The sequence below is a fragment of the Rhizobium sp. Root1212 genome (assembly GCF_001424985.1).
Lineage (GTDB): Bacteria > Pseudomonadota > Alphaproteobacteria > Rhizobiales > Rhizobiaceae > Pararhizobium.
On sequence record NZ_LMDA01000001.1, the window covers coordinates 594334 to 616179 of the forward strand.

Annotated in this window: 22 protein-coding genes; 8 read left to right on the top strand and 14 right to left on the bottom strand. The window is 63.3% G+C overall.

The genetic code is table 11. The features are described from left to right. Positions 1 to 195 precede the first annotated feature (195 nt). From ASC86_RS02865 to chrA, 4 genes are all read right to left on the bottom strand, one after another. Positions 196 to 435 carry a BrnA antitoxin family protein gene (locus ASC86_RS02865; RefSeq protein WP_056315704.1) on the bottom strand — a complete coding sequence of 80 codons (240 nt, stop codon included), beginning with the start codon at positions 433 to 435 and terminating at the stop codon, positions 196 to 198. A gap of 5 nt (positions 436 to 440) precedes the next feature. After that, the gene (locus tag ASC86_RS02870; protein WP_056318164.1) at positions 441 to 1445 is read right to left on the bottom strand and encodes a bifunctional riboflavin kinase/FAD synthetase; all 1005 of its coding nucleotides are present in this window, start codon (positions 1443 to 1445) and stop codon (positions 441 to 443) included. An 18-nt stretch (positions 1446 to 1463) separates the two neighbouring features. Next, positions 1464 to 2312 carry a TIGR01459 family HAD-type hydrolase gene (locus tag ASC86_RS02875; protein WP_056315710.1) on the bottom strand — a complete coding sequence of 283 codons (849 nt, stop codon included), beginning with the start codon at positions 2310 to 2312 and terminating at the stop codon, positions 1464 to 1466. Between the two features lie 113 nt (positions 2313 to 2425). Beyond that, positions 2426 to 3760 carry a chromate efflux transporter gene (gene chrA, locus ASC86_RS02880; RefSeq protein WP_056315714.1) on the bottom strand — a complete coding sequence of 445 codons (1335 nt, stop codon included), beginning with the start codon at positions 3758 to 3760 and terminating at the stop codon, positions 2426 to 2428. 168 nt (positions 3761 to 3928) lie between these two features. Between chrA and groES the strand changes: the two genes are divergently transcribed. From groES to ASC86_RS02895, 3 genes are all read left to right on the top strand, one after another. Next, the gene (groES, locus tag ASC86_RS02885; protein ID WP_056315717.1) at positions 3929 to 4225 is read left to right on the top strand and encodes a co-chaperone GroES; all 297 of its coding nucleotides are present in this window, start codon (positions 3929 to 3931) and stop codon (positions 4223 to 4225) included. 63 nt (positions 4226 to 4288) lie between these two features. Further along, entirely contained in the window at positions 4289 to 5929 is a 1641-nt protein-coding gene (gene groL / locus ASC86_RS02890; protein WP_056315720.1) for a chaperonin GroEL, read from the top strand. Positions 5930 to 6461: 532 nt separating this feature from the next. Then, the gene (locus ASC86_RS02895) at positions 6462 to 6899 is read left to right on the top strand and encodes a hypothetical protein (RefSeq protein ID WP_244477539.1); all 438 of its coding nucleotides are present in this window, start codon (positions 6462 to 6464) and stop codon (positions 6897 to 6899) included. A gap of 160 nt (positions 6900 to 7059) precedes the next feature. On the opposite strand, the gene ASC86_RS02900 is transcribed toward ASC86_RS02895, so the two are convergent. The 6 genes from ASC86_RS02900 to ASC86_RS02925 all read right to left on the bottom strand — a co-directional run bounded on the left by ASC86_RS02900 (position 7060) and on the right by ASC86_RS02925 (position 13282). Then, complete coding sequence (locus tag ASC86_RS02900) at positions 7060 to 8277, bottom strand: FAD-dependent oxidoreductase (protein ID WP_056315726.1); 1218 nt, start codon at positions 8275 to 8277, stop codon at positions 7060 to 7062. Between the two features lie 110 nt (positions 8278 to 8387). After that, complete coding sequence (locus ASC86_RS02905; protein ID WP_056315733.1) at positions 8388 to 8990, bottom strand: class I SAM-dependent methyltransferase; 603 nt, start codon at positions 8988 to 8990, stop codon at positions 8388 to 8390. A 7-nt stretch (positions 8991 to 8997) separates the two neighbouring features. Then, complete coding sequence (hisG, locus tag ASC86_RS02910) at positions 8998 to 9690, bottom strand: ATP phosphoribosyltransferase (RefSeq protein WP_056315735.1); 693 nt, start codon at positions 9688 to 9690, stop codon at positions 8998 to 9000. After that, on the bottom strand, positions 9687 to 10811 hold the full coding sequence (locus ASC86_RS02915) for an ATP phosphoribosyltransferase regulatory subunit (RefSeq protein WP_056315738.1): 1125 nt from the start codon (positions 10809 to 10811) through the stop codon (positions 9687 to 9689). The genes hisG and ASC86_RS02915 overlap by 4 nt, the downstream gene beginning before the upstream one ends. 262 nt (positions 10812 to 11073) lie before the next feature. After that, the gene (hisS, locus tag ASC86_RS02920; protein WP_056315743.1) at positions 11074 to 12588 is read right to left on the bottom strand and encodes a histidine--tRNA ligase; all 1515 of its coding nucleotides are present in this window, start codon (positions 12586 to 12588) and stop codon (positions 11074 to 11076) included. Between the two features lie 67 nt (positions 12589 to 12655). Then, positions 12656 to 13282, bottom strand: coding sequence for a helix-turn-helix transcriptional regulator (locus ASC86_RS02925; protein WP_056315746.1), 627 nt, complete (start codon positions 13280 to 13282; stop codon positions 12656 to 12658). 217 nt (positions 13283 to 13499) lie between these two features. Here ASC86_RS02925 and ASC86_RS02930 point away from each other — a divergent pair, with 217 nt between their 5' ends. The 3 genes from ASC86_RS02930 (at position 13500) to ASC86_RS02940 (ending at position 14830) form a co-directional block, all read left to right on the top strand. Continuing rightward, positions 13500 to 13940, top strand: a complete 441-nt coding sequence (locus ASC86_RS02930; RefSeq protein WP_056315749.1) for a hypothetical protein — start codon at positions 13500 to 13502, stop codon at positions 13938 to 13940. A gap of 74 nt (positions 13941 to 14014) precedes the next feature. Further along, positions 14015 to 14389 (top strand): hypothetical protein, encoded by a 375-nt coding sequence (locus ASC86_RS02935; protein ID WP_156386878.1) that lies wholly within the window; start codon positions 14015 to 14017, stop codon positions 14387 to 14389. A gap of 51 nt (positions 14390 to 14440) precedes the next feature. Further along, the gene (locus tag ASC86_RS02940; protein WP_056315755.1) at positions 14441 to 14830 is read left to right on the top strand and encodes a DUF305 domain-containing protein; all 390 of its coding nucleotides are present in this window, start codon (positions 14441 to 14443) and stop codon (positions 14828 to 14830) included. Positions 14831 to 14987: 157 nt separating this feature from the next. Here ASC86_RS02940 and ASC86_RS02945 read toward each other — a convergent pair whose 3' ends face one another. Beyond that, positions 14988 to 15629: a DNA-3-methyladenine glycosylase I gene (locus ASC86_RS02945; RefSeq protein ID WP_244477508.1), complete on the bottom strand. Its 642-nt coding sequence runs from the start codon at positions 15627 to 15629 to the stop codon at positions 14988 to 14990. Between the two features lie 200 nt (positions 15630 to 15829). Here ASC86_RS02945 and ASC86_RS02950 point away from each other — a divergent pair, with 200 nt between their 5' ends. Both ASC86_RS02950 and ASC86_RS02955 read left to right on the top strand, forming a co-directional pair. After that, on the top strand, positions 15830 to 16609 hold the full coding sequence (locus tag ASC86_RS02950) for a L,D-transpeptidase (protein WP_056315758.1): 780 nt from the start codon (positions 15830 to 15832) through the stop codon (positions 16607 to 16609). Positions 16610 to 16846: 237 nt separating this feature from the next. Continuing rightward, positions 16847 to 17530: a L,D-transpeptidase gene (locus ASC86_RS02955; RefSeq protein WP_056315761.1), complete on the top strand. Its 684-nt coding sequence runs from the start codon at positions 16847 to 16849 to the stop codon at positions 17528 to 17530. A 42-nt stretch (positions 17531 to 17572) separates the two neighbouring features. Here the strand turns inward: ASC86_RS02955 and glcF are convergent, their stop codons facing one another. The 3 genes from glcF to ASC86_RS02970 form a co-directional block, all read right to left on the bottom strand. Next, a complete protein-coding gene (gene glcF, locus ASC86_RS02960; RefSeq protein WP_056315764.1) occupies positions 17573 to 18880 on the bottom strand; it encodes a glycolate oxidase subunit GlcF in 1308 nt (435 codons plus the stop codon). A 277-nt stretch (positions 18881 to 19157) separates the two neighbouring features. Then, the gene (locus ASC86_RS02965; RefSeq protein WP_056315768.1) at positions 19158 to 20357 is read right to left on the bottom strand and encodes an FAD-binding protein; all 1200 of its coding nucleotides are present in this window, start codon (positions 20355 to 20357) and stop codon (positions 19158 to 19160) included. After that, positions 20354 to 21793 carry an FAD-linked oxidase C-terminal domain-containing protein gene (locus ASC86_RS02970; protein WP_056318168.1) on the bottom strand — a complete coding sequence of 480 codons (1440 nt, stop codon included), beginning with the start codon at positions 21791 to 21793 and terminating at the stop codon, positions 20354 to 20356. The genes ASC86_RS02965 and ASC86_RS02970 overlap by 4 nt, the downstream gene beginning before the upstream one ends. Between the last annotated feature and the right edge of the window lie 53 nt (positions 21794 to 21846).

Here is a 21846-nt window from a genome sequence, read left to right on the forward strand (position 1 = left end):
GCGTGGGAATGGTCAATCAATGACGGCGGGGGCGAAGGGAACGCCCAAAATCCCGGACCTTCCGGCCTCGCTCAGAGCGCGCGGAAGGCCGGGCCAGTAATTCGCAGATCGATGGTCAGCCGGTTGAGCATCATGGTGGCGGTTGTTTAAGCGGTTTTTTCGCGAAAAGGAAGGGGGCTTGCGGCCGCCGAAAGATCAGGCGCCAAGCTCTTTCTGCATCGCCGCCCGCAGGGTGTCGTTGATGCGGTCCTGCCAGCCCGGCCCGCCTTCCTGGAAAAACGCGATCACGGCGCTGTCCAGTTTCAGGGATACCAGTTCCTTCACCTCCGGCAGCGCGCGCTTTTCGACGGCCGGGGCGGCCGGCTTCTTGACCGGCTTGAACAGGGCTTCGGCAGCATCCATGGCGCTGACGGGACGGCGGGGCGTGGTGGCCATCGGGATTATCCTTCGGGAGTTGCAGCAGCCGCAAAGGCGATCTTGCTGTCGATGATACTGAGCGGCTTGACGCCGGATAGCAACGCCCTCGCCTCCGCCTCGTCCTTCTTTATCTGCACGACCAGCGGATCGAGGCCGTCGAACTTCAGCTCGTCGCGCAGATGGCCGAAGAAGGAGACCGAACAGATTTCGCCATACAGGCTGTCGCTGAAATCGAAGACGAAGGTTTCGAGCAGGGCGTGGCCATCGGTATCGACGGTCGGGCGGCGGCCGAAGCTCGCGACGCCGTCGTGGACGCTGCCGTCGGGACGGCGGAACTTGACGGCGTAGATGCCGTTGCGCAGCTCGACTTCGGGCGGAAGCTGCATGTTGGCGGTTGGGTAGCCCAGCGTGCGGCCGAGCTGCTTGCCGCCGATGACCTCGGCTTCCACCGTGTAACGATAGCCGAGCAGGCCCGCGGCCTGCGACACGTCGCCTTCGCCGAGCAGCGCGCGGATATGGCTGGAGGAGATGACAGAGGCATTCTCGTCGCGGAAGGCATCGACCAGCGTCACGCCGAAGCCATGCTCTTCACCGGCCGCCATCAGGAACGCCGGGCCGCCTTCCCTGCCTTTGCCGAAATGGAAATCGAAGCCGGTGACGACATGCCCGGCATGCAGCCAGTCGAGCAGGATCGTCCTGATGAAGGCCGAGGCCGAAAGCTCGGAGAAAGTGCGGTCGAAGGGAAACTCGATGACGGCGGCAAAGCCCATGCCTTCGAGAATGCGCGCCTTCAGCGGCGCCGGCGTCAGGCGGAAGACCGGCGTATCCGGCCGGAACACCGTGCGCGGATGCGGCTCGAAGGTGAGCACAAGGGCCGGCACGCCGCGGGCTTCGGCCTCGTCCAGGGCACGGCGCAGAACCGACTGGTGGCCGCGATGCACGCCGTCGAAATTGCCGATGGCGATGACGCCGCCCCACAGGGCCTCCGGAAGCGGCTGACGGGTTTCATTGCGGTGGAATACGGTCATCGTCATGTTCTCGAGGTATCAGGCCAAACGCGGCATCCACCACTTCGGCGTTGCCCCCTCGCTCTTCAGGAAGGCATTGAGCTTGGCTTCGTCGGTCTTATCGCCCACCATATATTCGCGGGCATGGATGCCGGCGCTGATATAGAGCACGTCAAGGCCGAAATCCTGCGCGCCCTTGACGTCGGTCGGCATGCCGTCGCCGATGGCGATGACGCGCGACAGGTCGATGTTGCCGCGGATCGCCTTGGCTTCGGCCAGCGAGGCGCGGTAGATCGGCATATAGGGTTTGCCGGAAATGCGGGTTTCGCCGCCCAGCTCTTCATAGACCTTGGCGATGGCGCCGGCACAGGGGATCAGCCGATGGCCGCGCTCGACCACGAGATCGGGATTGGCGCAGATGAACGGTACTTTGCGACGCGCCAGACCCATGAGGGTGGCGCGATAGTCATCCGGCGTTTCGGTATCGTCGTCGAAGAAACCGGCGCAGACGACGATCTCGGCGCTTTCCGAGGACACCATCTCGACATCGAGACCTTCAAGCAGCGGCAGATCCTTCTCGGCGCCGATGAAAAAGATGTTCTTCGGGCCGGCCGTAATCAGCGCCCTCGTGACGTCGCCCGAGGTGACGATGCGGTCATAGGCCGTATCCGGCACGCCGAGGCCGCGGATCTGGACGATGACGCCGGGATGCGGGCGCGGCGAATTGGTGATGAGCACAACGGTCAGGCCGCGGGCGCGCGCTTCGGTCAGGACCTCGCAGGCCTCCCGGAAGGCTGCAATGCCATTGTGCAGCACGCCCCACACATCGCACAGCACGACATCGTAGCGGCTGGCGATATCGCGAAAACTGTTGATCCGAGCGGGCATACCGACTTCCGTTGAAAACATGGGTGCCGGTGACATCGCAGGCACACACCCAAAAGACAAGCCTGAGCATGCCATTTCGCCGCCAAATCCCAAAGAATCGCGCCGAAAAGCCGCTAAATCAGGCTTGTGAGCCACCCGGCCACGGAACAGATCGCCAGAACCGGCAGCACCCCGGCGCGACCGATGAAGGTGACGGCAAGGGCAAGGACGGTTAGCAGGAAAGCGACCGGGCGGAAGCTCGCAAGATCGGGAAGCGTGAGGGAGAGAGGCCCCCAGTCAAGCTCCGTGGTGCCGGCGAAAAGCACGTGCAGGCCGAACCAGAGCGCCAGATTGAGGATGACGCCGGTGACGGCGGCGGAGATCGCGGCAAGTGCCGCTGAAAGCACGCGGTTTTGGCGCAGGCCCTCCACATAAGGCGCGCCGAGGAAAATCCAGAGGAAGCAGGGAACGAAGGTGACCCAGGTCGTCAGCGCCGCCCCGAGCACGCCCGCCAGCAGAGGATCGAGCCCCGTCGCGCCGCGCATCGCGCCCATGAAGCCGACGAAGGAGAGGACGAGCACCAGCGGCCCCGGCGTCGTTTCCGCCAGCGCCAGCCCGTCGAGCATTTCGCCCGGCAGCAGCCAGTGATGGGTCTCGACCGCCTGCTGGGCGACATAGGAGAGCACGGCATAGGCGCCGCCGAAAGTCACGACCGCCATCTTCGAGAAGAACAGGCCGATGGCGATGAAGACGCTGTCGGTGCCGGCAAGGACGGCGATCAGTATGAAGGGAGCGGTCCAGAGCGCAAGCCAAAGTGCCAGGACACGGGCGGCGCGGCGCCAGCCGGCGCCTCCTGTTTTCCCCTCTGCCCGAGGGGAGAAGGGGGAGCCTGCGGTGGCGGTAAACTTTGCCACGAGATAGCCCGCTATTGCCGCAGCAAGGATAACCAGCGGAAACGGCACCTTGAAGACGAACAGCGCAAGGAACGACACAGCGGCGATAGCGCGTGAAAAATTACCCTTCAGCGCCCGCTTGCCGAGCCGCACCACCGCCTCGACAACGATCGCAAGCACCGCCGCCTTCAGGCCGAAGAACAGGCCTTCGAGCCAGCCGGACTGGTGATAGAGCGCATAGAGCAGCGACAGCCCGGTTATGACGATAAAACCAGGCAGCACGAACAGCGTGCCGGCGACGATGCCGCCGCGGGTGCCGTGCAGCAGCCAGCCGATATAGATCGAAAGCTGCTGCGCCTCCGGGCCGGGCAGCAGCATGCAGTAGTTCAGCGCATGCAGGAAGCGGCTTGCGGAAACCCAGCGCCGCTCCTCGACAAGCTCGCGGTGCATGAGGGCGATCTGGCCGGCCGGGCCGCCGAAGCCGAGAAGGCCGATCTTCGCCCAGACGCCAGCGGCTTCCTTGAAGCCGGGCCGGGTCGGCGTCACATTGCGGTCGTCTTGATCAGCGATATCCATGAACAGGCAGTAACCAATTTGCGTGAAATATTTTCGACGGCCCGTCCTTGACTCGTTTCCGCACCATCCTTATCTCCAGGCCGCTAGCACTCGACTTCAAGGAGTGCTAACATCCATCCATCGGGTCCATCAGCGATCCGCAATGTCATTTGATCGAGGGATTAGACAATGGCAAGCACCAACTTCCGCCCGCTGCATGACCGCGTCGTTGTACGTCGCGTCGAGTCCGAAGCAAAGACCAAGGGCGGCATCATCATTCCGGATACCGCCAAGGAAAAGCCGCAGGAAGGCGAAATCGTCGCCGTCGGCTCCGGCACCCGTGACGACAAGGGCGCCCTGATCGCGCTCGACGTCAAGGCTGGCGACCGCGTTCTGTTCGGCAAGTGGTCGGGCACCGAAGTCAAGCTCAACGGCGAAGACCTTCTGATCATGAAGGAAGCCGACATCATGGGCGTTATCGGCTAATCCAGCCGGTTTTCACTTCTCATTCCAAAAACCAATTGGGCCTCAGCCCCAGGAGTTTTTATCATGGCAGCTAAAGAAATTAAGTTCGGCCGCACCGCGCGCGAAAAGATGCTGCGCGGCGTCGATATCCTCGCCGACGCAGTGAAGGTCACGCTCGGCCCGAAGGGTCGCAACGTGATCATCGACAAGTCCTTCGGCGCACCGCGCATCACCAAGGACGGCGTATCGGTCGCCAAGGAAATCGAACTGGAAGACAAGTTCGAAAACATGGGCGCCCAGATGGTCCGCGAAGTTGCTTCGAAGACCAACGACATCGCCGGTGACGGCACCACGACCGCAACCGTTCTCGCCCAGGCCATCGTTCGCGAAGGCGGCAAGGCCGTTGCAGCCGGCATGAACCCGATGGACCTGAAGCGCGGTATCGACCTCGCCGTTGCCGAAGTCGTCAAGGACCTCCAGGCCAAGGCCAAGAAGATCACCACCCCGGAAGAAGTTGCCCAGGTCGGCACGATCTCGGCAAACGGCGAAAAGCAGATCGGTCTCGATATTGCCGAAGCCATGCAGAAGGTCGGCAACGAAGGCGTCATCACGGTTGAAGAAGCCAAGACCGCCGAAACCGAACTCGAAGTCGTCGAAGGCATGCAGTTCGACCGCGGCTACCTGTCGCCCTACTTCGTCACCAACCCGGAAAAGATGGTCGCCGACCTCGACGACGCTTTCGTTCTCCTCCACGAGAAGAAGCTCTCGAACCTGCAGGCGATGCTCCCGGTTCTCGAAGCCGTCGTCCAGACCGGCAAGCCGCTCGTCATCATCGCTGAAGACGTCGAAGGCGAAGCTCTTGCAACGCTCGTCGTCAACAAGCTGCGTGGCGGCCTGAAGATCGCTGCCGTCAAGGCTCCGGGCTTCGGCGATCGCCGCAAGGCCATGCTCGAAGACATCGCCATCCTGACCGGTGGCCAGGTCATCTCCGAAGACATCGGCATCAAGCTCGAAAACGTCACGCTCGACATGCTCGGCCGTGCGAAGAAGATCTCGATCTCCAAGGAAAACACCACGATCGTCGACGGCGCCGGCGCCAAGGCTGAAATCGAAGGCCGCGTTGCCCAGATCAAGGCCCAGATCGAAGAAACCACCTCCGATTACGACCGCGAAAAGCTGCAGGAACGTCTTGCCAAGCTCGCTGGCGGCGTTGCCGTGATCCGCGTCGGCGGCTCGACGGAAATCGAAGTCAAGGAAAAGAAGGACCGCATCGACGACGCTCTCAACGCGACGCGCGCTGCCGTTCAGGAAGGCATCGTCCCCGGCGGCGGTACTGCCCTGCTGCGTTCCTCCGTCAAGATCACCGTCAAGGGTGCCAACGACGACCAGGAAGCCGGCATCAACATCGTCCGCCGCGCCCTGCAGGCTCTGGTTCGCCAGATCGCTGAAAACGCAGGTGATGAAGCCTCGATCGTTGTCGGCAAGATCCTCGACAAGGACCAGGACAACTGGGGCTACAACGCCCAGACGAGCGAATATGGCGACATGATCGCCATGGGTATCGTCGACCCGGTCAAGGTCGTTCGTACCGCCCTGCAGAACGCCGCTTCGGTTGCTTCGCTGCTGATCACGACGGAAGCCATGATCGCCGAACTGCCGAAGAAGGATGCACCGGGCGGCATGCCTGGCGGCATGGGCGGCATGGGCATGGACGGCATGATGTAATCATCAGGCCTTGCCTGTTGCAGACATGGAAAGGGCGGTCTTCGGACCGCCCTTTTTTGTTTCGGCGGAGGTTTAGGTTGGGTGGCTTTTCGAAAACGAGACATCAGCGTCAACAAATATAACAGGCCGTGTGAAAAATTTGAGCAGCCCCCATTGATGCCCCGAAAAAAGCAACTATAACAGCGCCCCAAGTGAACGACAGATTCACCGGGAACTGGAATACGAAAGATTCGAAGCTAAAATCGATCAATTTTTTCGTATTAACTGTGCAACGAACATTCCTTTGATTCGACCACACATAGAGTTTAGTCCTTCTCGCACCATAGACGCCGATCTACTTGGGTTTCCCGTCGGGAACACTTCTGGAGAGGGGCGCAGTTACCAAGACTGCAGGGAATGTGAAGCATAGATTTTTTCGCAGCCAGGCCGGACTTTTCCGGCGGCGCGGAAAACATTCCTTTCGGTACCAGTTTAGTGGGACAGCGAATGCCGTCCGAACGTCGTACATATTTCGAGGCAGAACGTGTTTAAGATAGCCAGAGCGGGTCTTTCGCAATTCCCGGTTTCCGGTGCTCTCTCGCTTGCGGAAAGCAGCCAGGAGATGCTCGGGCAATTCTGCGTTTCGGAAGGCTGGTCCGGCGATCTGTCGAACGGGCTGTTCTACATCGGCGACAATGCCGCGTCGCTGCACGGGCTTCGTCAGCGCGAATGCGGCCTGCTCAATCTCGTGCGCTGCTACGATCAGGCCGACCGCAACCATGTGCTCGAACTGTTCGAGCAGGCGGCCACGACGTCGTCCTCATTCTGCTATTCCACGACGATCGTCACGCTTTCCGGCAGCAAGCAGCCGGTGTTCTGCGTCGGAGAATCCTCGGGGCTGGAGCAGCGCTATTCCGGCGCGCTGCAGGGCATGTTCTTCTTCCCGCGCTTCCAGCTCGAAACCCGCAGCTATTTCGCAAGCCGGCAGTAACTCTGCAGATGCCACTTTCCCTTCTCCCCTTGGGGAGAAGTGCCGAGCGCATGCGAGGCGATGAGGGGGTCTTTGCCGCATATTCCGAGCCGGCCATCCCCCTCATCCGACCCTTCGGGCCACCTTCTCCCCGCTGGGGAGAAGGGAACACAAACCGCTCCTACTGCAGCAGCGACTTCAGATCGGTCGCCGGGTCTTCCAGCATGGCGCGGTCCGGCGTGATGCCGAGATCGAGCAACTTCTTGCCGGTGACATAGGCCTTGGCGTCATTGATCGCATCGACGGCGATGAATTTTCCCTGGCGGAAATACCAGACGGAGACGCTGCCCTCGCGCTGGCCGGGGCGGACGATGGTTTCGTCATGGCCGAGGCCGAAGCCGGCGATCTGCAGCTTGACGTCGTATTGATCCGACCAGAACCACGGCTTGGGCTCGTAGGGTGCCGAGCCGCCGGCAAGGAGGGCCGCCACGGCCTCTGCCTGATCGACGGCGTTCTGCACCGATTCCAGCCGGATGTTCAGGCCCTGATAGGGCAGCACGGCGCAATCGCCCATGGCATGAATGGCAGGGTCTTCGGTACGGCCGAACGCATCGACGAGGATGCCGTTGCCGATGGCGAGCCCGGCATCGTGGGCAATCGCATCATTGGCGACGACGCCGATGCCGACGATGACGAGATCGACGGGGATGGTCGTGCCATCCGTCAGTTGGGCGGCGGTGACGCGGCCATCGGTGCCGACGAGGTGCGAAAGCCCGGTGCGTTCGCGGATATCGACGCCGCGCACTTTGTGGATTTCCCGCACGATGTTGGATGTGGCGGCAGAGGCGACGCGCTGGAGGATACGGTCGGCCATTTCGATGACTGTCACCTCAAGGCCGAGGCTGCGGGCGACTGCCGCCGCTTCCAGCCCGATGTAACCGCCGCCGACGATCAGCGCGTGGCGGCCGGGCTTCATCTCTTCCGCCAGCCGGTCGGCATCGGTGAAATCGCGCACGGTGAAGACGCCGTCGAGATTGCCGCCGACGGCATCCGGCAGGCGGCGCGGCGTCGAGCCGGTGGCAATCGCCAGCGTTTCGTAGTCGAGGACCGTGCCGTCGCTCAGCGTAACCTTACGGGCAGCACGGTCGATGGCAGTCACGGTCGTCGAGAGGTGGATGTCGATATTGTGCTCGGCGTACCAGGCCGCCGGGCGATAAAGCAGCCGGTCGAGGTCCATCTCGCGCAGGAGATATTTCTTCGACAGCGGCGGCCGTTGGTAGGGAAAGCTTGCCTCGCCCGCAACGATGGTGATCGGACGTTCGTCCTTCAGCGCCCTCAATTTGGCGACCAGGGCAAAGGCGGCCTGGCCGCCCCCCGCTACAACAAGTCTTCCTGCCACGTCTGCTCCACCCTTATGGAAATGCTTTTCACCAGACGTAGCCTGCCGGCCCGAGCGTCGTCAACTCGGGCGATAGCGGAGTTTGCAGAGAGTTAATTTGGCGGGAGATATCAGCCGACCTTGCGCGCCAGCCAGATGGTCGCGCCACCGCAATCCGGGTCTTCCACCTGATGGCGGATCACCGAAAACCCGTTTTCCGCCAGAAGTGCCCGGTACTCTTCCGGCGCAAGGCTCGCGTGATGCAGCGGTTCACCTTCGAAGGTGCCCATCGCCACGCCGTGGGACGGGCCGGACGTGAACATCAGCGACGCGCCGGGCGCAGCAAGGGCGGAGAAGTCTGGGAACATCCGCCGCTGCGCTTCGAAATCGAGATGGAAGAAGCTGTGCCACGCGAGGATGCCGGCATAGCGGCCGAGCGGCGGCAGGGCGCGCATATCGGCGACCTGCCAGTCATGGTCGGGGAAACGCTCCCGGCAAAGTTCGATCAGGCGCGGCGAAACATCGATGCCGGTGAGCTTGAAACCATCGGCGATGAGGGCAGCCGCCAGCGGCTCACCCGAGCCGCAGCCGAGATCGAGAATGGCGCCGCCCTTCGGCAGGCCCTCGACGAAACGATCGAGCCATAGCCTTTCGAACAGCGTCTTGCCGCGCAGACGGTCGAAGGCATCGGCGTGGCGGGTGTAGAGCGACGGAATGTCGTCGGCGTCTCCCATACCGGCCTCAGACGACGGCGCGGATGCGTGAGATGATCTCGGCCACGGTCGCATCGCCCTGATGCTCCGCCTTGCGGGCGCGCACGAGGCAGGCTTCTGATTTCAAGATAACGCCATCCGACAGGATCTTCAGGTGGTTTGCCTTCAGCGTCGAGCCGGTGGAGGTGATGTCGACGATGATATCGGCAGAGCCCGCGGCGGGCGCCCCTTCCGTCGCGCCGAGGCTTTCGACTATGCGGTAAAGCTGGATGCCGTGCTGGCTGGAGAAGAATTGCTGGGTCAGCCGCCAGTATTTGGTGGCGATCGCCAGGCGACGGCCGTGACGCGCGCGGAAATCGGCGGCGACATCGCCGAGATCGGCCATCGTATCGACATCGAGCCAGATGTCCGGCACGGCGACGACGACATCGGCATGGCCGAAGCCGAGGCGGGCGCAGAACTCGACGCGGCCATCGGCTTCCGCCAGCCCTTCGCGGATCAGGTCTTCGCCGGTGACGCCGAAATCGATCGAGGCGTTGCCGATCTCGCGCGAAATCTCCGAGGCCGAGAGGAAGGCGATCTCGACATCGTCGATGCCTTCGAGGCGGCCGCGGTAGGAGCGCTCGTTGCCGACGGCGACCACCTTCAGGCCCGCCTTTTCGAAGATGGCGGAGGCATCGTCCTTCATGCGGCCCTTGGAGGGCAAGGCTATGGTGATCATGAGCGCTCTCCCCGCACCGCTTCGATCCGGTCCAGCCACAGCGAGAAGCCGACGGCCGGAATGTTTTCCTCGGCACCGAGCAAGGTCAGCATGCCGTCATAACGGCCGCCGCCGGCCAGAACCCGGTGATCGTTGCGCAGGCTGACCTCGAAGACGAGGCCTGTGTAATAATCGAGCGGACGGCCGAAGGCGGCCCGCCAGGTGATATCCGACAGCTTGACGCCGGCATTGGCGAAGGCCGCGACGCGGGCGTCGAAACGCTCGACCGCCGCCTGCAGCGGCAGGCCGGTGCTTTTGGCGAAATCGGCGAGCACGCCCGGCGCGTAGCGCAGGCTGACGTTCAGCGACAGGAATTCGCGGAGCACATCCAGCTTGCCGGGATCGAGCGAGGTGCCGGCCAGCGCCAGCTTATCCTTCAGCCGGCGGGCAATCTCTTTTGGCGCACGGCTGGCATTGGTGAGATAGCCGGTCGCTTCCATCACGCCATCGATATGGGCGACGAGGCCTTGCTCATCATCCTTGGCGAGCAAGGCTTCCACCTCGGCGCCGAGGCCGGCGACCTGTTCGGGCTTTGCCAGCCGCAGCATCAGGGCTTCCAGTTGCGTCTGCTCGCCGAAGGCGCGGATCAGCCGCTTCTGCCAGCCGGCGGGCAGGCCAAGCGCCGCGACGACAGCCTCGAACATCGCCTGATCGCCCATGGTGACGGCCAGCGGCCTCTCCGGCAACAACCCGCCGAGGATCGTCACGGCATCGGCCACGGCGCGGGCATCGGCGCTGGCGGAATCGCGGGTGCCCAGGTCTTCGATGCCGGCCTGATAGAACTCGCTGCCGCCTTCGCGGCGCTGGCGGAAGACTTCGCCGAGATAGGAATAGCGCTTCGGGGTGCCGGTCGCGGTCTCGATGTGGCGCATGCAGACGGGAATGGTGAATTCCGGCCTGAGGCACAGATTTTCGCCGGTTTCGCTCTGGGTGAGGAAGATGCGGCGGCGCAGGTCTTCGCCGGCCATGTCGAGGAAGGGTTCGGCCGGCTGGATGACCGGCGTATCGACGCGCGTCGTGCCGAGCCGCTCGAAATCCGCGATGAGATCGCCGGCGAAATCCGGCAGGTTGATGAGGGTCATGGGCTAAGTCCAGTGTCCGTCAGAAGACCTTCCGACAAAGGGGAGATGGAATTGAGAGGGTGCGGCATCTCCCTTCTCCCCGCCTGCGGGGAGAAGGTGGCCGACAGGCCGGATGAGGGGCGATGTCGCGACAGGCTCGAGGAGGAGAGTTCGCCCCTCACCCTAGCCCTCTCCCCGCTCGCGGGGAGAGGGGACAACGGAGCGCATCGCTCCTTCCTCTTCCCATCGGGGAAAGCGTTCTTCGCCGCCTCGCCGCGTGCCATCAGCCGTTCCGCTTCCGATCCTCGGCCTGCGCGGCCAGCATCTCACGCACTTTCTCGACCAATTCGCCTTCCGGCACCGAGACCTGCGCCACACGCGCTTCGCGCCAGGCCGCATTATCCTCGATCTCGCCGGAGAGGCGCTTGCCCTCGATCAGGTCCTTGATCTGCACTTCACCAGCGTCACGTTCGCTCGATCCCTGGATGATGGCAAGCGGGGCGTTGCGGCGGTCGGCGTATTTCAGCTGGTCGCCAAAGTTCTTCTTGTTGCCCTGATACATCTCGGCGCGGATGCCGGCGTGGCGTAGCGTCTGGGTGAACTGCTGGTACTTGCCGAGGCTTGTCGTATCGCGGTCCATGACGCAGACGACGACGGGGGCGACGACCTCTTCCACGCCGAGCTTGCCGAGGTTCTTCAGCGCCGTCATCAGGCGCGAGACGCCGATGGAAAAGCCGGTGGCCGGCACCGGCTGGCCCATGAAGCGCGACACGAGGCCATCGTATCGGCCGCCGCCGCCGACCGAACCGAAGACGACCTTTTCGCCCTTCTCGTTGGTGACGGCAAACTGCAACTCGGCTTCGAAGACTGGGCCGGTGTAATATTCGAGGCCGCGGACGACGGACGGGTCGATCTTGATGCGGCCGGCATCGTAGCCGGCGCTGGTCACGAGGCTGCCGATCAGGTTCAGTTCCTCGACGCCTTCGGCACCCTTGGAGGTGCCAGCGACCAGTGCCGCAAGCGCGTCGGCGCTCTCGGCGTAATCGGTGATGCCGACGAAGAACAGCACCTTCTCGATCTGCTCCGCGTTCAGGCCTGCCCCCTTGGTGAAGTCACCACTTTCATCCTTGCGGCCGGCGCCGAGCAGCAGCTTCACGCCTTCCGGGCCGAACTTGTCGAGCTTGTCGATGGCGCGCAGCACGGTGAGGCGGGCATTGGCATTGTCATCACCGCCGAGGCCGATGGCTTCCAGCACGCCATCCAGAACCTTGCGGTTGTTGACGCGGATCACGTAATCCCCTCTGGCGATACCGAGGGCTTCCATCGTGTCGGCCATCATCATGCACATTTCGGCATCGGCCTGCACGCCGGCGGCGCCGACCGTATCGGCATCGAACTGCATGAACTGGCGGAAGCGGCCCGGACCCGGCTTCTCGTTACGGAAGACATAGCCGGCGCGATAGGTGCGGTAGGGCAGCTGGATGTCGTTGAAATTTTCCGCGACATGGCGGGCGAGCGGCGCGGTCAGGTCGTAGCGCGCGCTCATCCACTGCTCGTCGTCGTCCTGCAGCGAGAAGACGCCTTCGTTCGGGCGGTCGCTGTCAGGCAGGAATTTGCCGAGCGCATCGGTATATTCGAAGAGCGGCGTTTCGACAGGGTCGAAGCCGTAGCGCTCGTAGACTTCGCGGATCTTGGCGATCATCTCGTCGGTGGCGCGGATATCGGCAGCGGACCTATCGACGAAGCCGCGCGGCAGGCGGGCTCTGAGCTTCTGAGGCTTTTTCTTCTTGTCGGTCATGGGGATCCGGTCCGGGCTTTTGCGGGTGTCGGCTTTCCCTAAACGATCGTACCCGAGGCGGCAAGCCTTAGAGCGGCCGCGACAGCGCATCCCAGCTATGGAGCTGTGCGCCGTGCAGCATCGGCGCGTCGGTGGCCGGAATGAGGATGGAATGGGTTTCGGCGCGGATGATGCCCTTCAGCTGCGACTGGAAGGTCATGCGTTTCAGCTGCACGAAGCCTTCGGGAATGCTGGTCGTCGAAAGCGCCGCACCGCCATAGATATCGACGCTCGCCAGCTCGCGTGCCCTGAGGCTGGCGATCATCGCCGCATCCTCGATGAAATCCTGATAGAGGCCGGTCAGGTGATGGCGGATGCTGGTGCCGACCACCGCGCGCATCTGCGGCGTATCGATATATTCCTGCCGCGAGCCCGCGAGATAGCGCACCTGCTCGCCTTCCCAGAGATTGCGGCTGTCGCGGGCCATAAGGATCGAGCGGATCAGGGTTTTTTCGTCGTGGCTGTCGGCGCGGCGCAGGAAATCGACGATGGCACCGACGGCGCGCAGGTCCGGCGTGCAGATGCCGCGCTCCCAGCGCGACACGGTCGGTAGGGAAAAGCCCAGCTTCCAGGCGATATCGCTCTGGCTGAGACCGGCCTTGCGCCGGTAGTCGTGGAGCTGGCGCACCAGCTCGCTCACCGTTCCGATCAGCATGTCGCCTTCTCGCAATCTACGAATGCAATCATTCAAATTTCACCACCACAGGAAAAGTAAATGATCAATCCGTGCCATTCCGAACTCCTACACTGTCGATTATTCTAGAAAAATCAAAGGGAAACCTTTGCGCACGCACAAGATGAAAGCGTCTTGCCCGCCACCACAAGCGGCATTTGTGCCCCGGCTGAAAAAGACCGGCCGAAATGTCGCATCCATGAACCGTATCGACGGAGCGACCATCCCCTACATGTTCCAGATTCCACGACCCGGCTTCGGCGCTGTTCATCCGCAGGCTGTCGCAGCCCATGAACAATGGCTGCGCGACGTGACTGAAGCCCGTCACGTGACCGAGGGCTGGCATTGCGACCTCGATACCGGACTGTTCCGGGTGGGTGAAATCGCCCGCATCCGGCATGCACTGGCCGACAGTCTTTGCGGTCTGCTCGACCTCTTGAAAGCCTACCATCCGGCTGACCACAAGACGGTGCTGACGATCCTCGAACAGGCAACGGCGGCGGCATCGTCCTTCTGCTACTGCACGCTGTTGCGATCGGCCGGCGAGGCGCGGCCCATCTGGTGTATCGGCACCTCGACCCTCGGCATCAGGGGCAATCGCATGGAAGGCATCTTCGCCTTCGCCCGTTCAGAAGCGTGACGGAGCGCAGAAAGATCACGGCAAAACCGGCCGCGCATCTTTTCTTACGGATAGGCCGCACCTATGTTGGCCGCATGCGCGCCATCGTCCTCATGCTCTGTTTCCTTTGCGCAGCCTTGAGCGGCTGGACATCGGCGCTTGGCCAGACGCAGCATCTGGCGGCCCTGAAGACCGAGAATGCGGCTGTCATGCAACACGCTGCGCATGCCGGCCATGCGGCTGCAACGCCGGTTCAGAGCTGCGGGGAGAAGGCTTCCCCTTGCGGCAAATCTGGCCAGCCGGGGCATCCGCTGCTCTGCGCCGCCTGTTACGCGATTTTCATCGACGATCCTGTGATCGAGCGACACGGCATCGAAAACGGCCGCATCGCGCCCGCGCTCGAGGCCCATCTCATCGGCCGGGCGCTGAAGCCGCGGTTTCCCCCTCCCCGATCCATCCTCCCTGCCTGACCACACGGGCGCCCAGCGCCCGAACTTTCATTCAGGACAAGAGGATAAGATATGTCCCTGAAAACCCTTTTCGCTGCCTCGGCCATCGCCCTGGCTTTCTCCACCGCTGCGCTCGCTCAGGAGAGCATGGACCATAGCAAGATGGGCCACGGCGCCATGCAGGCCGCCGCCCCCAAGGGTGACACCGGCCCGTCGAGCACCGCCTTTGCCGAGGCCAATGCCCGCATGCACGCGGCGATGGATATCGAATATAGCGGCAATGCCGATGCGGACTTCGTGCGCGGCATGATCGCCCATCATCAGGGCGCCATCGACATGGCCAAGATCGAGCTGCAGTACGGCAAGGACGAGGCCTTGCGGAAGCTCGCCGAGGGCATCATCTCCGCCCAGGAAGGCGAGATCAAAATGATGAAGGAATGGCTCGCCAAGAACGGCGGGTGATTTGCCAGGCTGAGAATTTGCCGTTTGTCCCTTCTCCCCGCCCGCGGTGAGAAGGTGCCCGACAGGGCGGATGAGGGGCAAAGCTCCGATATCTCGGGGATGAGGGATTTGCCCCTCACCCTAACCCTCTCCCCGCTTGCGGGGAGAGGGGACGGCGTTAAGGCCGCGCGAAATTGCGGCGCATCTCTTCGATCCGTTCGCGGCAGATGCAGCCTTCGATATGATCGTTGACCAGCCCCATGGCCTGCATGAAGGCATAGACCGTGGTCGGGCCGACGAAGGTCCAGCCGCGCTTCTTCAAATCCTTGGAAATACGCACCGACACCGGCGTCGTCGGATTTGCCCTGATCGCCTCCCAGGTGACGATGGCAGGACGCTCGGCATTGGACGGTTCGTGTTGCCAGAAATAGCGGGCGAGCGAGCCGAACTCCGCCTTCAGTTCCTGGGCGCGGCGGGCATTGTTGATGGTCGAGACGATCTTGCCGCGGTGGCGCACGATGCCGGTATCGGCAAGGCAGCGCGCGATGTCCGCCTCGCCGAACCCCGCGACGACATCGAAATCGAAGCCGGCGAAGGCGGCGCGGAAGGCCTCCCGTTTTCTTAAGATCGTCAGCCAGGAGAGGCCGGACTGGAAACCTTCGAGGCAGATCTTCTCGAACAGGCGGACATCGTCGGTAACCGGGCGGCCCCATTCCTCGTCGTGATAGTGCTGGTAGTCGGGCAATCCTCCATGCCAGGCGCAACGATTTTGCCCATCGCTGCCGGTGAGAATGCCCTGCGGTATCGCCTCGTTCGTCACGTCTTAACCCCTTATTCACCGTTTTACCAATCGCCAACCATAGTTCTAAAGCGGGCGATAACCCTACCGAAAGCTTTCCGGGCCCGGCGGTCTTTTACCGATGCCACGTTTACCATTCGCTTGCCGCAGCGGTGCCACGATCCGGCCCAGAACGCCATGCCCTGGCGCATCCCCGTCCGGCGAAAGGTCCTAAGTCCGCCATGTTCAAGAAAAGCGTTGTTCTTTCCACTGCCCTGTTTGTCGTCTTCGCCACCGTCGCCGAGGCGCAGGATCGTTACGGCAATCGCCCGCCGGTGATTGTCAGCCCCGATCTTACCGCCCCCTGGGTGATGCAGCTCGGCGTGCAGGTCGATCCCGGTGTCTATCGCCAGCAGCGAGCCGTAGCACCGCAGACCCGCAGCGCCACCCGAAACATGCGCGTGCGCGAACCGATGCAGCAGCTGCCCGGCATTTCCACCGAGCCGCAGCGGCAGGTTCAGCCCGTCGCCATGGCCCGCCCGGAAAAGCCGGCCCGCCGCCAGATGGACCCGCAATACCTGCCGCAGATGGTGGCCTATGACACGACCGAAAAGGCCGGCACCATCATCATCGATACAAACAACCGCTTTCTCTATCTGGTGACCGGCAACGGCGAGGCGCGCCGCTATGGCGTCGGCGTCGGCAAGCCGGGCTTCGAATGGGCCGGCTCCCACAAGATCACCCGCAAGGCCGAATGGCCGACCTGGACACCGCCGTCCGAAATGATCTCGCGCGAGGCCGCCAAGGGCCATTACCTGCCGGCCTCGATGCAGGGCGGGCCGGAAAACCCGCTCGGCGCGCGCGCCATGTATCTCGGCTCGACGCTTTACCGCATCCACGGCACCAATGCGCCCTGGACGATCGGCTATGCCGTTTCCTCCGGCTGCATCCGCATGCGCAACGAGGACGTGGTCGATCTCTACGAGCGCGTGAATGTCGGCACCAAGGTCGTGGTGATCTGATCTGACGAAACATTCGCAAACGGGCGACGGGCCGGGAGATTCAGGTCTCCCGGCCCGTCGCCCGTGTCGTTTCTGCAACAGCTGTTCCCGGTGATACAGCGTCTGCGATCACATTCGGGCTATCGCGGGCAGCGCAGGCTTGCACGGCAAACACAGGTTTGGTTAGCGTCTTTCGACCAAGGATCAGTCTCTTTGTCACCGTGGGCTGCCTGACCGATCGATTGAGAGGGAGATTTCATGAAACACCGCATACTCGCGGCCGTATTCACCGCCACGTTGCTGCTGACGGCTTCCAATGCCGCCGCCTTCACGCCAGCCGCCAAGACCGCGGCTGCCCAGAGCGACGTCACGCTCGTCGCCACGCAGCAGAAGAAGCCGCCGAGGCAGTTCTGGCGTACCAAGGTCCGGCTCAAGACCGATGAAGCGCCGGGCACCATCATCGTCGATACCAACAACAAGTATCTCTACCTCGTCGAAGGTCCGAGCAAGGCGACGCGTTATGGCATCGGCGTCGGCCGCGAAGGCTTCGGCTGGTCGGGTGTCGTCAAGGTGCAGCGCAAGGCCGAATGGCCCGGCTGGACGCCGCCGCCGGAAATGATCGTCCGCGAGCGCAAGAAGGGCCATATCCTGCCTGCCTATCAGGAAGGCGGCATCGACAACCCGCTCGGCGCCCGCGCGCTCTACCTTTACAAGGGCAAGTCCGACTCAGGCTTCCGCATCCATGGCACCAATCAGCCTTGGACCATCGGCCAGAACATGTCTTCCGGCTGTATCCGCATGATGAACCAGGATGTCGAGCATCTCTATGCCCGCACGCCGATCGGCACCAAGGTCATCGTCGTCGGCCCCGGCAACAAGCAGGGCGAAGTCTCCTATGACGATCGCGGCGTGGATATCCTGCGCACGATCTTCGGCGGCTAAGAAACAGCTTCCGCATTGCGCGCCACATCGGCGCGCAATGCCTTACCTCACCTTTTCCAGCATCGCCGGCTTCGGGCCGCCATAGGCCCAGTCGAGCAATTCCACCGTGTGCAGGATCGGAATCACTGTCCCGGTCGCGATCTGGGTGATGCAGCCGATATTGCCGGTGGCAATGATATCCGCCTTCGTTGCCTCGATATTGCGCACTTTCCGCGCCTTGAGCTTTTCCGAGATTTCCGGCTGCAGGATGTTGTAGGTGCCGGCCGAGCCGCAGCAGAGATGCCCCTCGCCCGGATCGCGCACGGTGAAGCCGGCATTGCGCAGCAGAAGTTTCGGCGCCGTCGTGATTTTCTGGCCGTGCTGCATCGAGCAGGCGGAATGATAGGCGACCGTCAGTGTTTTCCTCTCCAGCGCCGGCAGATCGAGGCTTGCCAGATATTCGGTGATATCCTTGGCAAGGGCCGAAACTTGCGCCGCCTTTTCGGCATAGGCGGGATCGAGCCGCAGCATGTGGCCGTAATCCTTGATCGTCGTGCCGCAGCCGGAGGCGGTGATGATGACGGCATCGAGCCCGCCTTCCTCCTTCACCTTCAGCCAGGCATCGACCATGCGGCGGGCGGCGTCCAGCGCCTGTTCCTCGCGGCCCATGTGATGGACCAGCGCGCCGCAGCAGCCGGCCCCCTCGGGCACAACCACCTCGATGCCGAGCCGGGCAAGCAGCCGCAAGGTCGCCTCGTTGATTTCCGGCCGGAGCACCGGCTGGGCACAGCCGGAAAGGATCGCCACCCGGCCGCGCTTCACACCATCGATACGGTGCGTGCCCGGCGTATCTGCGGCAGAAGCGAGTGCGATCTTCGAGGGTGCGAGATCGAGCATGGTGCCGAAGGGTTTTAGCGGCGGGATGCGTTTCAGCAAGCTCGCGAAGGGGCGGCCGAGCGCGGCCGCCTTCAGCGCCAGCCGGAAGCGACCGGGATAGGGCAGAACGGCGGCAAGCACGGCGCGCACGAGGCGGTCACCGAGCGGACGTTTATACGTCTTTTCGATGTGGACGCGGGCGTGATCCACGAGGTGCATGTAGTTCACGCCGGAGGGACAGGTGGTCATACAGGAAAGGCAGGAGAGGCAGCGGTCGATATGGGTGACGACCTCCTCATCCGCCGGACGGTCGTTTTCCAGCATGTCCTTGATCAGGTAGATGCGGCCGCGCGGGCTGTCGAGTTCGTTGCCGAGCGTGACATAGGTCGGACAGGTGGCGGTGCAGAAGCCGCAATGCACGCATTTACGCAGGATCTGCTCTGAGGTCGCGATATGAGGGTCTGCGAGTTGAGCCGGGGTGAATGAGGTTTGCATCAGGCGGCGGCCTCTGGAGACGGATGGGGCGAAGTGAGCGCGACAAACTCCCCCTTCTCCCCCGCGGGGAGAAGGTGCCCGAAGGGCAGTTCAGGGGGTGTCCCCGCTTGTTCAGTGCCAGCCGTCTCCCTCATCCGGCCTTTCAGGCCACCTTCTCCCCGCTGGGGAGAAGGGAAAACCTGCCGTGCGCTCGGAACCGATCTCCCCCCTTGAGGGGGAGATGTCCCGAAGGGACAGAGGGGGGTGGTCGTGGCAAACTCGAAACGCACCATCGTCATCACCCCATCAGTCCCGGATTGAATATCCCCTTGGGATCGAATTTTTCCCGTACCCGCGCAGAGAGCGCCGCGACAGCCGGCGCTTCCGGCTCGAAAACCGGCGTGGCCGCACGCATGGCCGCTGATGCCCGTATCAGCCGCGCGTGGCCGCCGCCGAGTGCCTTGATAAAACGCCGGATCAGCGCCGCCTCCGGGTCCGCCTCCATGCGCAGCCATACCCGGCCGCCCTGCCAGTCGTAGAAGGCATCAACGCCGGTTTCGAGGCGAAGGGCCGCCACCAGCTGATGGCCTGATGTCGGCGCGATGGAGATGCACCAAAGCGCCCGCTCCGTGCCATCGGCATAGGGCGCGACATCGCGGATTTCGCGCCAGAGTTTTCGGCTCGCCCCATCCTCCAGCACCGCAACCGGGCCGGCGACCGAACAGGCCTGCGCCAGCTTTTCGGCGCGGGCCGAGACGGTGGCGGTCAGCCCCTCCAGCCGCAGAACGGTGGCCGGCCCATCCGGGAGCGCGCCGCCGAGGAAACGGCCGCGCACGCTTTCGGGCAGATGGGCGGCGGCCGAAACCTCGTAGGGCATCGCCATGACCCGCGCCATGGCGCCGGCGGCCTCCGCGTCGTTCAAATCCGAGAGCACAACAGTTGCCGAGGCCGGCGGCAGCGGTAGGACCTTGAAGGTCACTTCCGTCAGCAGGCCGAGCGTGCCGTGCGATCCGGCGAGCAGCTTGACGAGATCGAGGCCGGTGACGTTCTTCATCACCCGGCCGCCGGATTTGATCACCGCACCTTCGCCATTGACGAAGCGGATGCCGAGCAGATGATCGCGGGCGGCGCCTGCCGAAAGCCGTCGCGGACCGGAGACATTGGCGGCAAAGACGCCGCCGATCGTCGGTTCGCCTGTGAGGCCAAGAATGCCCCGCGGGTCCATCGGCTCGAAGGCGAGCATCTGGCGGCGCTCGGTCAACACCGCCTCGATTTCGGAGACCGGCGTGCCCGACAGCGCGCTCATGGTCATCTCGGCCGGGTTGTAGCTGACGATGCCGCAAAGGCGGCGGGTAGAAAGGACGGCATCCGCCGCCACATCGGCAACGATGCCACGCATGCCGCCGCCGACGAGCTTCAGCCGGGCGGAACGTTCCGCCACTGCGCGCACGATCTCGGCCGCCTCTTCTTCGCTTTGCGGTTCGAAATCGACGGTCATGCGGCCGGGCGCCCTTCGAGCGGAAAGACTTTTGACGGGTTCATGATCCATTGCGGATCGAAGGCGGCGCGGGCGGCCATCTGCTGGTCGAGATCGGCTTGGCTGAACTGGTGCAGCATCAGGTCGCGTTTCTCAATGCCGACACCATGTTCGCCCGTCAGGCAACCGCCGGCATCGACGCAGAGTCTGAGGATATCGTTGCCGGCTTGCTCGGCGCGGGCGGCGTCTTCGGGGTCGTTGATATTGTAAAGGATCAGCGGGTGCATGTTGCCGTCGCCGGCATGGAAGACATTGGCGACGCGAAGGCCATAACGCGCGACGATCTCGCCGGTCTTGCGCAGCACGTGCGAAAGCTGGGAGAGCGGCACCGTGCCGTCCATGCAGATATAATCGGCGATGCGGCCGGTGGCGCCGAAGGCGGATTTGCGGCCCTTCCAGATCAGCGCCGCCTCGGTCGCCGACTGGCTTTCGCGGATGGTCGTCACGCCGTGGCGGCGGGCAATCTCGATGATGCTGGTGAGCGTCGCCTCCATCTCGGCTTCGGAGCCTTCGACCTCGACGATGAGAAGGGCTTCCACATCCATGGGATAACCGGCCTTGGCGAAGGCCTCGCAGATGCTGATGGCCGGCTTGTCCATGAATTCGATGGCGACGGGAATGATGCCGGCGCCAATGACTTCGGCAACGCAGGCGCCAGCCTCCTCCGACGAGGAAAAGCCGAACAACACGGGCCGCGCCCCTTCCGGCCGCGCCAAGAGCCGCACCGTCGCCTCCGTGACGATGCCAAGCTGGCCTTCCGAGCCGCAGATGAGGCCGAGAAGATCATAGCCCGCCGCATCCAGCGCCTTGCCGCCAAGCTCGATGATCGTGCCGTCGAACAGCACCATCTTCACGCCGAGCAGGTTGTTGGTCGTCACCCCATATTTCAGGCAGTGGGCGCCGCCGGAATTCATGCCGATATTGCCGCCGATGGTGCAGGCGAGCTGCGAACTCGGGTCCGGCGCATAGAAGAAGCCTTCGGGCATGACGGCTTCGGAGATGTTGATGTTGGTGACGCCGGCCTCGACGGTGGCGGTGCGGTTGGCAAGATCGATATCGAGGATGCGGGTCATCTTGGAGAGGCCGATGACGACGGCATCCTCCTGCGGGATCGCGCCGCCGCAAAGCGAGGTGCCCGCCCCGCGCGGCACGACGGGAATGCCGTAGCGGCCGCAATATTTGAGCACAGCCGCCACCTGCGCCGTGGTTTCCGGCAGGGTGACGGCGAGCGGCAACTGGCGATAGGCGATGAAGGCATCGGTTTCGAAGGGAACGAGACCTCTGATATCGCTGACAAGACAGCCGGGCGGCAAAAGATCGGCAAGATCGGCGATGATCGCCTCGCGGCGGTCGAGCACGGAGCGCCGGGGCGCCAGAAATGCGATCTGATCGGACACGCGCATCCCTTCCGGAATTTTACCGATTGGTCTATTTTCTTTACCACTATCGA

Bases quoted from the DNA above. Each gene is read 5' to 3' on its own strand.
- glcF (WP_056315764.1), bottom strand. From the start codon at position 18,880: ATGCAAACCTCATTCACCCCGGCTCAACTCGCAGACCCTCATATCGCG.
- ASC86_RS02955 (WP_056315761.1), top strand. From the start codon at position 16,847: ATGAAACACCGCATACTCGCGGCCGTATTCACCGCCACGTTGCTGCTG.
- ASC86_RS02950 (WP_056315758.1), top strand. From the start codon at position 15,830: ATGTTCAAGAAAAGCGTTGTTCTTTCCACTGCCCTGTTTGTCGTCTTC.
- groL (WP_056315720.1), top strand. From the start codon at position 4,289: ATGGCAGCTAAAGAAATTAAGTTCGGCCGCACCGCGCGCGAAAAGATG.
- groES (WP_056315717.1), top strand. From the start codon at position 3,929: ATGGCAAGCACCAACTTCCGCCCGCTGCATGACCGCGTCGTTGTACGT.
- hisG (WP_056315735.1), bottom strand. From the start codon at position 9,690: ATGATCACCATAGCCTTGCCCTCCAAGGGCCGCATGAAGGACGATGCC.
- hisS (WP_056315743.1), bottom strand. From the start codon at position 12,588: ATGACCGACAAGAAGAAAAAGCCTCAGAAGCTCAGAGCCCGCCTGCCG.
- ASC86_RS02870 (WP_056318164.1), bottom strand. From the start codon at position 1,445: ATGACCGTATTCCACCGCAATGAAACCCGTCAGCCGCTTCCGGAGGCC.
- ASC86_RS02905 (WP_056315733.1), bottom strand. From the start codon at position 8,990: ATGGGAGACGCCGACGACATTCCGTCGCTCTACACCCGCCACGCCGAT.
- ASC86_RS02930 (WP_056315749.1), top strand. From the start codon at position 13,500: ATGAACCGTATCGACGGAGCGACCATCCCCTACATGTTCCAGATTCCA.
- ASC86_RS02965 (WP_056315768.1), bottom strand. From the start codon at position 20,357: ATGACCGTCGATTTCGAACCGCAAAGCGAAGAAGAGGCGGCCGAGATC.
- ASC86_RS02865 (WP_056315704.1), bottom strand. From the start codon at position 435: ATGGCCACCACGCCCCGCCGTCCCGTCAGCGCCATGGATGCTGCCGAA.
- ASC86_RS02875 (WP_056315710.1), bottom strand. From the start codon at position 2,312: ATGCCCGCTCGGATCAACAGTTTTCGCGATATCGCCAGCCGCTACGAT.
- ASC86_RS02935 (WP_156386878.1), top strand. From the start codon at position 14,015: ATGCGCGCCATCGTCCTCATGCTCTGTTTCCTTTGCGCAGCCTTGAGC.
- chrA (WP_056315714.1), bottom strand. From the start codon at position 3,760: ATGGATATCGCTGATCAAGACGACCGCAATGTGACGCCGACCCGGCCC.
- ASC86_RS02925 (WP_056315746.1), bottom strand. From the start codon at position 13,282: ATGCTGATCGGAACGGTGAGCGAGCTGGTGCGCCAGCTCCACGACTAC.
- ASC86_RS02940 (WP_056315755.1), top strand. From the start codon at position 14,441: ATGTCCCTGAAAACCCTTTTCGCTGCCTCGGCCATCGCCCTGGCTTTC.
- ASC86_RS02915 (WP_056315738.1), bottom strand. From the start codon at position 10,811: ATGACCCTCATCAACCTGCCGGATTTCGCCGGCGATCTCATCGCGGAT.